This window comes from Saccharothrix sp. NRRL B-16314 (assembly GCF_000716595.1).
Classification (GTDB): Bacteria; Actinomycetota; Actinomycetes; order Mycobacteriales; family Pseudonocardiaceae; genus Actinosynnema.
The window spans coordinates 81,213-93,669 of record NZ_JNXC01000018.1 but is presented as its reverse complement, the minus strand read 5'-3'; the positions used below and the strand labels follow the sequence as shown (position 1 = coordinate 93,669).

Genomic DNA, 12,457 nt, shown 5'->3' with positions numbered 1-12,457 from the left:
GTGTCCGTCACCGATGACATCGCCCGGTTGACCGAAGCCCGCCTGCCCGAAGACTGGACCGACCTGGACAAGCGCGCGGTCGACACCGCCCGCGTCCTGGCCGCGGACGCCGTGCAGAAGGTCGGCAACGGCCACCCGGGTACCGCCATGAGCCTCGCGCCGCTGGCCTACGCGCTGTTCCAGCGCGTGATGCGGCACGACCCCGCCGACGCCGACTGGATCGGCCGCGACCGGTTCGTGCTCAGCGCGGGCCACTCCAGCCTGACGCTGTACGTGCAGCTCTTCCTCAACGGCTACGGCCTCGAACTCGACGACCTCAAGGCGCTGCGCACGTGGGGCTCGAAGACGCCGGGTCACCCCGAGGTCGGCCACACGCGGGGCGTCGAGACGACGACCGGCCCGCTGGGCCAGGGCCTGGCCAACGCGGTCGGCATGGCGATGGCGGCCCGCCGCGAGCGCGGCCTGTTCGACCCGGACGCCCCGGCCGGCGAGAGCCCGTTCGACCACCACATCTTCGTGATCGCCTCCGACGGCGACATCGAGGAGGGCGTGACGTCCGAGGCGTCGTCGCTCGCGGGCACCCAGAAGCTGGGCAACCTGACCGTCGTCTACGACGACAACAAGATCTCCATCGAGGACGACACCACGATCGCGCTGTCCGAGGACACCGCGAAGCGGTACGAGGCCTACGGCTGGCACGTGCAGGTCGTCGAGGGCGGCGAGAACGTCTCCGGCCTGCTCGAAGCCCTGGAGAACGCCAAGGCGGAGACCCAGCGCCCGTCGTTCATCCTGCTGCGCACGATCATCGGCTACCCGGCGCCGACCAAGCAGAACACCGGCGCGGCGCACGGCGCGGCCCTGGGCGCGGACGAGGTCGCCGAGGTCAAGCGCATCCTGGGCTTCGACCCGGAGCAGACGTTCGAGGTCTCCGACGAGGTGCTGGAGCACACGCGCTCGGTGGTCAAGCGCGGCGAGGCGGCCAAGTCCGAGTGGCAGAAGTCGTTCGACGCGTGGGCGGAGGCCAACCCGGAGCGCAAGGCGCTGCTGGACCGCCTGGTCGCCCGCCGGCTGCCGGACGGCTGGGCCGACGCGCTGCCGTCGTGGGAGCCCGACGCCAAGGGCGTGCCGACCCGCAAGGCGTCCGGTGAGGTGCTGACCGCGCTCGGCCCGGTGCTGCCGGAGCTGTGGGGCGGCTCGGCCGACCTCGCCGAGTCCAACCTGACCACCATCAAGGGTGAGGGCTCCTTCGGTCCGGAGGAGATCTCCACCAAGATGTGGTCGGCCACGCCGTACGGCCGCACGCTGCACTTCGGTGTCCGCGAGCACGCCATGGGCTCGATCCTCAACGGCATCGCGCTGCACGGCCCGACCCGCCCGTACGGCGGCACGTTCCTGGTGTTCAGCGACTACATGCGCCCGGCCGTCCGACTGGCCGCGATCATGAACGCCGCGGTCACCTACGTCTGGACGCACGACTCCATCGGCCTGGGCGAGGACGGCCCGACGCACCAGCCGATCGAGCACCTCGCGGCGTTGCGCGCCATCCCGGGCCTCGCCGTGCTGCGCCCCGGTGACGCGAACGAGACCGCCGCCGCCTGGAAGGCGACGCTGGAGCAGACCGGCCCAGTCGGCCTCGCGCTGACCCGCCAGAACATCCCGGTGCTCGAAGGCACGAAGGAGAAGGCGGCCGAGGGCGTGGCCCGCGGCGGCTACGTGCTGGAGGGCGAGGGTCAGCCCGAGGTGGTGCTGATCGCGACCGGCTCGGAGCTCCAGATGGCGGTCGAGGCCCGGAAGGTCTTGGAGGCCGAGGGCGTTGCCACCCGAGTGGTGTCCATGCCGAGCGTCGAGTGGTTCGACGCCCAGGACCAGGCGTACCGCGACGGGGTGCTGCCCCCGTCGGTGAAGGCGCGCGTGGTGGTGGAGGCGGGCATCGCCCAGCCGTGGCACCGGTTCGCGGGTGACGCGGGCGAGATCGTGTCCATCGAGCACTTCGGCGCCTCGGCGGACTACCAGACCCTGTTCCGCGAGTTCGGCCTCACGACGGAGAACGTCGTCGCAGCGGCCCGCCGGTCGCTCGCCCGGACCAAGTAGACCTTCAGGGAGTTGACGAGATGACCACCAATCCGCTGGCCGCGCTCAGCGACGCGGGCGTGTCGATCTGGCTGGACGACCTGTCGCGCGAGCGGCTGGACACCGGCAACCTGGCCGGCCTCGTCGCCGACCGGCACGTCGTCGGCGTGACCACCAACCCGACCATCTTCGCCGGCGCCCTGTCCAAGGGCACGGCGTACGACGAGCAGGTCCGCGAGCTGGCCTCGCGCGGCGCCGACACCGACGCGGCGGTCCGCGAGATCACCACGACGGACGTGCGCAACGCGTGCGACCTGTTCCGCGACATCTACAACGCCACCGACGGCGTCGACGGCCGCGTGTCGATCGAGGTCGACCCGCGGCTCGCGAACGACACCGACGCCACCATCGCCGAGGCCCTCGACCTGGCCAAGGCGGTGGACCGGCCCAACCTGCTGGTGAAGATCCCGGCCACCGTCGAGGGCCTGCCCGCGATCACCCGGGTGATCGCCGAGGGCATCAGCGTGAACGTGACGCTGATCTTCTCCGTCGAGCGCTACCGGCACGTGATGGAGGCGTTCGTCGCGGGCCTGGAGCAGGCCAAGGCGAACGGGCACGACCTGCGCGGCATCCACTCCGTCGCGTCGTTCTTCGTGTCCCGCGTGGACAGCGAGATCGACAAGCGGCTGGACGCGCTGGGCACCCCTGAGGCGACGGCGCTGCGCGGCAAGGCCGCCATCGCGAACGCGGTCCTCGCCTACGCGGCGTTCCAGGAGACGTTCACCGGTGCGCGTTGGGAGGCTCTGGCCGCCGACGGCGCCCGCGCGCAGCGTCCACTGTGGGCGTCCACCGGCGTGAAGGACCCGCAGTACTCCGACACGCGGTACGTGGACCAGCTCGTGGTGGCCGACACGGTCAACACGATGCCGGAGAAGACCCTGCACGCGGTCGCCGATCACGGCAAGATCGAGGGCGACACCGTGACCGGCCGTGCGGCCGGGGCGCAGGAGGTCTTCGACGCGCTGGTCGGCGTCGGCATCGACCTCGACGACGTGTTCGTCGTCCTGGAGACCGAGGGCGTCGACAAGTTCGAGAAGTCGTGGGCCGAGCTGCTGGACACGGTGACCGGACAGTTGAACCAGGCCAAGGGCTGACGACGAAGCCAGATCGGGACGGGTACTGAAGATGACCGAGGTGATCTCCGTGGAGATCGTCCGCACACCGAACCAGGACCAGGTCGACACCGTCATCGGTGACCTGGTCCGGGATTCGGCGTCGAGCAAGCTGACCGCCGGTGACGCCACGCTGTGGGGTTCCGAGGCGGAGTCGGAGGCGTCGATCCGACTGGCGTGGACCACCCTGCACGAGACGTCCCGCCCGCTGGTCGCGGAGATCACCGCGCTGCGCGACGAGCTGCTCGCCGACGGCGTCGACCGCGTGGTCCTCGCCGGCATGGGCGGCTCGTCGCTCGCGCCCGAGGTGATCACCGGCACCGCGGGCGTGCCGCTGGTCGTGCTCGACACCACCGACCCCGGCCAGGTGGCCGAGGCGTTGGCGGGCGACTTGCAGCGCACGGTGCTGGTGGTGTCGTCGAAGTCCGGCGGCACCGTCGAGACCGACAGCCACCGGCGGATCTTCGAGGCGGCGTTCGAGGCGGCGGGCATCGACCCGTCGTCGCGGATCGTCGTGGTGACCGACCCCGGCTCCCCGCTGGAGGCGGCGTCCCGGGAAGCGGGCTACCGCAGGGTGTTCCTGGCCGACCCGAACGTGGGCGGCCGGTACTCGGCGCTGACCGCGTTCGGCCTGGTGCCCTCGGGCCTGGCCGGCGCGGACGTCGGCAAGCTGCTGGACGAGGCGGCCTCCGCCGCGCCGCTGGTGTCGGCCGACTCGCCGGACAACCCGGCGGTCGTGCTGGCCGCCACGTTCGCCGTGGCGCACGCGCACGGCGCGGAGAAGATCGTGTTCGCCGACACCGGGTCCGGCATCGCGGGCTTCGGCGACTGGGCCGAGCAGCTGATCGCGGAGTCGACCGGCAAGAACGGCACCGGCCTGCTGCCGGTGGTGGTCGAAGGTCCGGGCGCGGCCGGCTTCGTGGACGCCCGCTCGGACGCCACGACCGTCGCGATCGGACCGGCCACCGGGTCGTCGTCCATCGCGGTCGAAGGCTCGCTCGGCGCGCAGTTCCTGGTGTGGGAGTACGCGACCGCGCTGGTGAGCCGGGTGCTGGAGATCAACCCGTTCGACCAGCCCGACGTCGAGGCCGCGAAGAAGGCGTCCCGGTCCTTGTTGGACGCGTCCGCCGCGACGCCCGTCGACCCGGCCTTCGTGGACGGTCCGATCGAGGTCTACCCGAGCGAGGGCTGGCTCCCGGCGGACATCAAGACGGTCGCCGAGGCGTTGCAGGCGCTCGTCGCCGCCGCGCCGCAGCACGGCTACCTGTCCGTCCAGGCCTACCTCGACCGGATCGACGACGCCTCGTTCGCCCTCGTTCGCCCGGAGTTGGCGCAGCGTTCGCACCTCCAGACCACCTTCGGGTGGGGACCGCGCTTCCTGCACTCGACCGGCCAGTACCACAAGGGCGGTCACCAGAACGGCGTGTTCCTCCAGCTGACCGGCGCGTCCGAGGCGCGGCTCGACGTGCCGGGCAGGCCGTACGACCTCAGCACGTTGCAGCTGGCCCAAGCCCTCGGTGACGGTCAGGTGCTCGCCGAGCGCGGTCGTCCGGTGCTCCGCCTGCACCTGACCGACCGCGTCGCCGGGCTCGCGCAGCTCGTCGAGGCAATCCAGGAGGATGGTTCGTGACTGCGCCGACCAAGCGCAACCCGTTGCGGGACCCGCGCGACAAGCGGATGCCGCGCATCGCCGGGCCCTCCGGCCTGGTGATCTTCGGCGTGACGGGCGACCTGTCGCGCAAGAAGCTGATGCCCGCGATCTACGACCTGGCCAACCGCGGCCTGCTGCCGCCGGGCTTCGCGCTCGTCGGCTTCGCCCGCCGCGACTGGGCCGACCAGGACTTCATGCAGGTCGTGCACGACGCGGTCAAGGAGCACGCGCGCACGCCGTTCCGGCAGGGCGTCTGGGACCAGCTCGCCGAGGGCATCCGGTTCGTCCAGGGCACGTTCGACGACGACGTCGCCTTCGACACCCTGGCCACGACGCTCTCCGACCTCGACCGCGACCGCGGCACCGGCGGCAACCACGCGTTCTACCTGTCGGTGCCGCCCAGCGCGTTCACCACGGTGGTCAACCAGCTCAAGCGCGCGGGTCTGGCCACGCCGCCCACCGACAACCCCGGCCAGTGGCGCCGGGTGGTCATCGAGAAGCCGTTCGGCCACGACCTGGCCAGCGCCAAGCAGCTCAACAAGACCGTGAACGAGGTCTTCCCCGAGGAGTCGGTGTTCCGCATCGACCACTACCTCGGCAAGGAGACGGTGCAGAACATCCTGGCGCTGCGCTTCGCGAACCAGCTCTACGAGCCCATCTGGAACGCCAACTACGTCGACCACGTGCAGATCACCATGGCCGAGGACATCGGCCTCGGTGGTCGCGCGGGCTACTACGACGGCATCGGCGCGGCTCGTGACGTGATCCAGAACCACCTGCTCCAGCTGCTCGCGCTGACCGCGATGGAGGAGCCGGTGTCGTTCCGGCCGAGCGACCTCCGCGCCGAGAAGGTGAAGGTGCTGTCGGCGACGCGGCCGGTCGAGCCGTTCGACGAGACGACCGCGCGCGGCCAGTACACCGGCGGCTGGCAGGGCGGGCAGAAGGTGCTCGGCCTGCTGGAGGAGGGCGGGTTCGCCAAGGACTCGGTCACCGAGACCTACGCGGCCATCACCTGCGAGGTGAACACCCGCCGCTGGGCCGGCGTGCCGTTCTACCTGCGCACCGGCAAGCGCCTCGGTCGCCGCGTCACCGAGGTGGCCGTGGTGTTCAAGCGGGCGCCGCACCTGCCGTTCGACGACACCGCGACCGAGGAGCTGGGGCAGAACGCCCTGGTGGTGCGGGTGCAGCCGGACGAGGGCGTGACCATGCGGTTCGGCTCCAAGGTGCCCGGCAACACCATGGAGGTCCGGGACGTCACGATGGACTTCGGCTACGGCCACGCGTTCACCGAGTCGTCGCCCGAGGCCTACGAGCGGCTGCTGCTGGACGTGCTGCTGGGCGAGCCTTCGCTGTTCCCGAAGAACGACGAGGTCGAGCTGTCCTGGGAGATCCTGGACCCGGTCCTCAAGCACTGGGCCGCCACCGGCGTCCCGGAGAAGTACAAGGCAGGCACCTGGGGGCCGGCGTCGGCGGACGAGATGCTGGCCCGCACCGGCAGGCACTGGAGGCGTCCGTGATCATCGACCTGCCCTCGACCACCACGTCGCAGGTCAACAGCAAGCTCGTGCAGCTGCGCGAGGAAGGCGGGGCCGTCACCCTCGGCCGGGTGCTGACGCTGGTCATCGTCACCGACGACGGCTCCAAGACGGAGGCCGCCGTCGACGCGGCGAACGACGCCAGCCGCGAGCACCCGTGCCGGGTGATCGTGGTGGCGCGTGGCGCGCGCAAGGCCGCTCCCCGGCTCGACGCGCAGATCCGCGTCGGCGGTGACGCGGGCGCGTCCGAGGTCATCGTGCTGCGGCTGTACGGCGAGCTGGCCAACGAGGGCGCTTCCTGCGTCGTGCCGCTGCTGCTGCCGGACACCCCGGTGGTGGCGTGGTGGCCGCACGAGTCGCCCGCCGTGCCCGCGGCGGACCCGATCGGTCAGCTCGCGCAGCGCCGGATCACCGACGCGGCGGCGGAGAAGAACCCGATCCGGGCGTTGGAGCAGCGGCGCTTGTCCTACACACCGGGTGACACGGACCTGGCGTGGACGCGGCTGACGCTGTGGCGGGCCATGCTCGCGTCGGCGTTCGACCTGCCGCCGTACGAGAAGGTCACCGACGCCGAGGTGAGCGGTGAGAGCGACTCGCCGTCCACCGACCTGCTGGCCGCGTGGCTGGCCGGGTGCCTGAAGGTGCCGGTGCGGCGCTCGAAGGCCACGCACGGCGAGGGCATCGTGGACGTGCAGCTGGAGCGGCGGTCCGGTGGCGTGTCGCTGACCCGGCCGGACGGGAAGGTCGGCACGCTCCGGCAGCCCGGCCAGCCGGAGCGGCGCGTGGCGTTGCAGCGCCGCGAGGTGCGGGACTGCCTCGCGGAGGAGCTGCGGCGGCTCGACCCGGACGAGGTGTACGAGACGGCGCTGCGGTCGCTGGGCAAGGTCGTGCGCGGTAGGCCCGCGCCGAAGGCCGCCGCGGCCCGCAAGTCCAAGCCGTCGTCGAAGTCTGCCGCGAAGCCCGCGACGAAGACGGACGTGAAGGCTGACGGCAAGGCTCCCGCGCCCGCTCCGGCCTCGGCTCCTGCTTCGGGAAAGCCGTCCGCGCGGACGTCGGGCAAGGCGAAGGCCGACAGCTCGCCCGACGGCCAGGTGAAGTCCGCCGCGCCGAAGGCGGCCAAGGTCAAGGCGGGCCAGTGAGCCGTCCCGAGGTCGTGGTGCACCGCGACGGCGACCTGCTGGCCGCCGCCACGGCCGCCCGCCTGGTCACCAGCCTGGTCGACGCGCAGACCGCGCGCGGCTCGGCGTCACTGGTGCTGACCGGCGGGCGGACCGGTATCGCGGTGCTGGAGAACCTGCGCGACACACCCGCCCGGGACGCCGTGGACTGGACCCGCGTCGATTTGTACTGGGGCGACGAGCGGTTCCTGCCCTCCGGGCACCCGGACCGCAACGAGACCCAGGCACGGGAGGCGTTGCTGGACCACGTGCCGGTGCCGGTGTCGCGGGTGCACGTGATGGAGCCGTCGGACGGCCGGTTCGGTGACGACCCGGACGCCGCCGCCCGGGCGTACGCCGAAGTCCTGGCCGCCGCCGCGCGCCCGGAGGACCACGGCTCCGTGCCGTCGTTCGACGTGTGCCTGCTCGGTGTCGGGGAGGAGGGGCACGTGGCCTCGATCTTCCCGGACAGCCCCGCCGTGCACGAGGGCGGGCGCAGCGTCGTCGGGGTGCGCGACTGCCCCAAGCCCCCGCCGACCCGCGTCAGCCTCACCCTGCCCGCGATCCGCGCGGCCCGCGAGGTGTGGCTGATGACGACCGGAACGGCCAAGGCGGACGCCGTGGCCTCGGCCCTGACCGGCACGGCCGAGACCGAGCTCCCGGCCGCGGGCGCGCTCGGCCGCCGGCGCACCCTGTGGCTGCTCGACTCGGCCGCCGCGGAGAAGGTGCCGGACCTGCCGTCGGCGTGATGCTCGTCTCCGGTTCTGACCGCTCGTCGCTGCCGCCGTCGCTTCCAGGGCGCGGCGGCAGCGGCGTCTTCACGGTGACGTGCCCCACTCCCCACCTCTCCCCCAGCCACGATGTCCGCTTATCGGACGTTCGCGCTCGCAATTTTGTTGCCCGCCCCGCGTCCCGTCCGGGTCATCAGCGCATCTCGAATGGTGAGCGGGTCGATCGAGCACGTCGGGGGCGGGGAGGCGAGCCATGCCAAGCGTGATGACGGCGCAGTACGGTGAGGACCGGCGGATAGCTGACACAGGAGGTCCGACCCTGGCCGGCAAAGCTGTCGAGAGGCTGCCGAGCGGTCGGGTCAACGGCGTTCCGACCGGACGGGTGCGCCGCCCTGCCTTGGTGGAGGCGCTCGCGCGGTTGGTCGGACGGCACCGGCAGTTGGCGTTCGACGCCGGCGCGGTGGCGATCGCTGCGCTGGACGTGTGGCTGCGGGTCGTGCCCGAGGCGGAGCCCTACAACTACGTGCTGTCGGTGGTCTCCGTGGCGGCGGTGGCGTTCCGGCGGCGGTTCCCGTTCCTGGTGGTGCTGATCGCCGTGCCGGGGTTCCTGGCCGGGTGGGCGCAGTTGGCGGCGATGATCGCGCTGGGCACGTTGGCGCGGCGGAAGCTGTTGTCGAGGCAGACGTACATCGCGGCCGGTCTGGTGTGGTTGAGCCGGTTCTTCCTGTGGCCTCCGGGCGACTTCCTGGCGTTGGACTGGAAGACGCACGTGCACGATGCGATCTACGGGTGCATCGTGGCGGGGATGCCCATCGCGATCGGGTTGCTGGCGCACGCGCGCGAGGAGTTGTCGGCGCGGATCACGGAGCTGGCGGCGAGTCGCGAGCGGGAGCGGCTGCTGCACGCGCACGCGGTGCGGGCGGACGAGCGGGCCAGGTTGGCGCGGGAGATGCACGACGTGGTGTCGCACCAGGTGAGCCTGATCGCGATGCAGGCGGGCGCGCTGCGGATGGCGGCGGCCGATCCGAACGCCAAGCAGGTGGCGGGGACGATCCGGATGCTGAGCACGCGGACGTTGGACGAGCTGCGGCAGCTGGTGAGCGTGCTGCGGACCACGAGCGGCGACGACTCCCCCCAGCCCCGGGTGGCGGACTTGCCGCAGTTGGTCAGCAGCGCGGGGATTCCGGCGACGTTGACGGTGCGCGGTCCGGTGGACGACCTGCCGGCGCCGGTGTCCGGTGCGGTGTACCGGACGGTGCAGGAGGCGTTGACGAACGTGCGGAAGCACGCCGGTGGTGCGGTGACGTCGGTGTTCGTGGTGGCGGAGGCCGACGAGCTGCGGGTGGAGGTGCGGAACGAGGCCCCCGACGGGCAGCGCGAGTGCGGAACGCTGCCCAGCGGCGGTCACGGGCTGGTCGGGTTGCGGGAGCGGGCGGCGCTGCTGGACGGCGAGTTCGAAGCCGGGCCGACCGACGGCGGCGGCTTCGCGCTCAAGGTCACGTTCCCCCTGGTCAGGCCACTGACCACCTGACGGGCCGCGCGGGCCTAGCGAAGGGCTGCCCGGCGGGTGGCCACGGCCGTGCACACGGCCGCCGCCACGCCCAGCCCACCGCACACCAGCGCCGGCCACACGTCAGGCGTGTGGCGCAGCAGCACGGACGGCAAGAGCCACACCGCAACCCCGAGCCCGAAGCCCAACGGCGCCGCCACGACCACCGCGCCCGTGCCCGCCTGACGCCGTCGCAGCGACCGCAGGATCGACTCCAGGTACGCGAGCGCGAACAGCAGCAGCACCACGCTCCCCGCGCCCATGATGCTGACCAACGGGTGGGTGTCCGGCTGGAGCGAGTACTCCTGCGACTTGCCGTCGGCGGTCACCGTGGCCACCGCCGCGCCGCCCACGATCCAGCGGCTCGCGCCGGGAAGCTCGAACGTCAACGGCACCGGGGTACCGGGCTGTGCGCCCGCGCCGGCCGCCGACGGGGGCACGGCGGGTACTTCGGCCAGGGTGATTCCGGCGGCCGTCACCGCCAGCCGTGCGGTCGCCGGGTCGCCGGTGACCGCCGGCACCTCGACCGGCTTGCTCAGGTCGGCGTGGAGCACCGGCAGGTCGCGGTCGGAGACGGTGAAGGGGACGGCGAGCATCAGCGCAGCGGCGAGGGCCGCGGCGAGCGTGAACCAGCGGGCGGGTTTGGGTGACGCCAGGACCTGGGACGCCGGAACCAGGGTCTGCGCGCCCAACTGCACGGGCGGCGTGGACGGCGAGTCGGTCAAGGTCGCGCGGACCGGGGTGTTCAGGGTTTCGCGCGGCGCTGAGGACGTGGTGGGCGGGCGGGTCACCGAGGCGGCGACTTGGGGTGACAGGTGGACCGGGGTTCCCAGTCGGAGCAGCCAGTCCGGGCCGAACAGGGCCGCGGCCGCGGCGGCGAGGTCCACCGCGAACGTCTCCGCGTTGCGGTAGCGGGACCGGGGGTCGCGTTCCAGGCCGCGCATGATCACGCGGGCCAGTGGCTCCGGCACCTCGACCAGGGGGCGCGGCTGCTGGTACACGTGCCGCTGGATCATCGCCAGCGCACCGCCGCCGCTGTCGAACGGCAGCCGGCCGCTCAGCAGTTCGTACAACACCGTCGCGGCGCCGTAGACGTCGGCGGCCGGGCTCAGGGGGTTGCCCAGGGCCTGCTCCGGTGACAGGTAGGCGGGCGTGCCGAGGACCTGGCCGGCGTGCGTCACGAGCGTCGCGCCCTCGCTCACCACCTGCGAGATGCCGAAGTCGGCGACCTTCAGCACACCGCCCGCCGTGAACAGCAGGTTCTTCGGCTTCACGTCCAGGTGCAGCACCCCGGCGCCGTGCGCGGCGTGGAGACCTGAGAGCATCGCCAGGCCGAACGCGCACGTCTGCGCCGGGGTCACACCGGCGTCGGTGAACTTCGACCACACCGTGCCACCGTCGAGCTTCTCCATCACCAGGAGGTGCTCGCCGCGGTCCTGGACGTAGTCGTACACGGGCACGATGTGCGGGTGGTCGAGCCGCGCCAGCAACCGCGCCTCGTGCGCGAACCGGGCGCTCATCCGCTCGTCCTCCGCCAACACCCCCGGCAGCCGCTTGACCGCCACCGGACGCCCCAACGGCCGGTGCACGCCCGCGTACACGACCCCCATGCCGCCGCGCCCGATCTGCGCGCCGATGTCGTACTGCGGCAACGCCGCGACGACGTTCGCGGACACCGTCACGCCCCACCGCCGGGCAACGGCCGCGTGATGCGCTGGGTCGAGTCCGGGTCGACGAACGGCGTGTTCGCGTACTGCTGCTCGACCGGAGGCGAAGGCGGCGGAGGTGCGGCGTGAGGCAGGTCGGGAAGGTCGTCGGCGTTCGGGTGCGGTGTCAGGTAGCCGAGGACGAACGCACCCGCCGCCGCGCCGAGGATGAACGGGATCTCGGCGGCCGGTGACGGCGCCATGATCCGCAGCACGGACAGCGAGATCACCGCGACCAGCCCGGTGCCGACGCCGGCCGGCAGGAACCGCATCGCGCGCTGCCACCGGTTCGCCGGCAGCCGGCGCCGCGCCAACGCGAACAACGCGCCCGCCCACGCCAGCACGGTCAACCCGAACACGGCCAGCCCGAACACCCCGTACACCGACCAGATCGACCCGCGCACGTCACCGGTCGTGCCGATCGACGCGATCACGTCGCGGTCGGCGGCCAGCACCTCCAGCTCGGTCGGCAGCAGACCGGTCGCCTGCTCGCCGAGCTGGCCGAGGTCGAGCGCGAACCCGCGGGTGACGCTCTGCTTCGCCGGCACTTCGAACGGGACCGTCGTGTCGTAGGCGAAGAACGTCAGCGCCAACGCCGTGCCGGACAACCTGATCGTCTTGACGTGCCGGGTGGTGTCCGTTCCGTTGTGGACGGTCACCGCGATGCGGGAGGAACCGGTGGGGTCGAGCAGCAGCTCGTCGTCACCCACCGGGGTGCCGTCCACAGTGACGTCGATGGTGACCTCGTCACCCGCGGCGGCTGCCGGGCCGACGCCCAGGAAGATCCCGCACAGGAGCAGTAAACCGACGCTGCTCATAATGCGTCTCACAAGGACACCTCGTCGGTGGGTAGCGGACTAGTCCGGGAGTCGGGCATGCGATCGGC

Annotated in this window: 9 protein-coding genes; 7 read left to right on the top strand and 2 right to left on the bottom strand. The window is 72.2% G+C overall.

What is annotated here, in order from left to right; all coding sequences use genetic code 11:
- The 7 genes from tkt to OQ02_RS23725 all read left to right on the top strand — a co-directional run bounded on the left by tkt (position 1) and on the right by OQ02_RS23725 (position 9,847).
- Positions 1-2,091, top strand: a complete 2,091-nt coding sequence (gene tkt / locus OQ02_RS23755; RefSeq protein WP_033440754.1) for a transketolase — start codon at positions 1-3, stop codon at positions 2,089-2,091.
- A gap of 20 nt (positions 2,092-2,111) precedes the next feature.
- Positions 2,112-3,224 carry a transaldolase gene (gene tal / locus OQ02_RS23750; RefSeq protein WP_033440753.1) on the top strand — a complete coding sequence of 371 codons (1,113 nt, stop codon included), beginning with the start codon at positions 2,112-2,114 and terminating at the stop codon, positions 3,222-3,224.
- A 31-nt stretch (positions 3,225-3,255) separates the two neighbouring features.
- Positions 3,256-4,872, top strand: coding sequence for a glucose-6-phosphate isomerase (locus OQ02_RS23745; protein WP_033440752.1), 1,617 nt, complete (start codon positions 3,256-3,258; stop codon positions 4,870-4,872).
- Between the two features lie 47 nt (positions 4,873-4,919).
- Positions 4,920-6,410: a glucose-6-phosphate dehydrogenase gene (zwf, locus tag OQ02_RS23740; RefSeq protein WP_051772722.1), complete on the top strand. Its 1,491-nt coding sequence runs from the start codon at positions 4,920-4,922 to the stop codon at positions 6,408-6,410.
- Entirely contained in the window at positions 6,407-7,567 is a 1,161-nt protein-coding gene (opcA, locus tag OQ02_RS23735) for a glucose-6-phosphate dehydrogenase assembly protein OpcA (RefSeq protein ID WP_033440750.1), read from the top strand. The genes zwf and opcA overlap by 4 nt, the downstream gene beginning before the upstream one ends.
- On the top strand, positions 7,564-8,334 hold the full coding sequence (gene pgl / locus OQ02_RS23730) for a 6-phosphogluconolactonase (protein WP_033440749.1): 771 nt from the start codon (positions 7,564-7,566) through the stop codon (positions 8,332-8,334). The genes opcA and pgl overlap by 4 nt, the downstream gene beginning before the upstream one ends.
- Before the next feature lie 235 nt (positions 8,335-8,569).
- Entirely contained in the window at positions 8,570-9,847 is a 1,278-nt protein-coding gene (locus tag OQ02_RS23725) for a sensor histidine kinase (RefSeq protein ID WP_081915886.1), read from the top strand.
- 14 nt (positions 9,848-9,861) lie between these two features.
- On the opposite strand, the gene OQ02_RS23720 is transcribed toward OQ02_RS23725, so the two are convergent.
- Both OQ02_RS23720 and OQ02_RS23715 read right to left on the bottom strand, forming a co-directional pair.
- Entirely contained in the window at positions 9,862-11,547 is a 1,686-nt protein-coding gene (locus OQ02_RS23720; protein WP_033440748.1) for a serine/threonine-protein kinase, read from the bottom strand.
- A complete protein-coding gene (locus OQ02_RS23715) occupies positions 11,544-12,401 on the bottom strand; it encodes a hypothetical protein (protein ID WP_156077246.1) in 858 nt (285 codons plus the stop codon). Before OQ02_RS23715 ends, OQ02_RS23720 begins: the two co-directional genes overlap by 4 nt.
- Positions 12,402-12,457 lie beyond the last annotated feature (56 nt).

Excerpts from the sequence above, each read along its gene's own strand:
- OQ02_RS23745 (WP_033440752.1), top strand. The coding sequence starts at position 3,256 with ATGACCGAGGTGATCTCCGTGGAGATCGTCCGCACACCGAACCAGGAC.
- zwf (WP_051772722.1), top strand. The coding sequence starts at position 4,920 with ATGCCGCGCATCGCCGGGCCCTCCGGCCTGGTGATCTTCGGCGTGACG.
- tal (WP_033440753.1), top strand. The coding sequence starts at position 2,112 with ATGACCACCAATCCGCTGGCCGCGCTCAGCGACGCGGGCGTGTCGATC.
- OQ02_RS23725 (WP_081915886.1), top strand. The coding sequence starts at position 8,570 with ATGCCAAGCGTGATGACGGCGCAGTACGGTGAGGACCGGCGGATAGCT.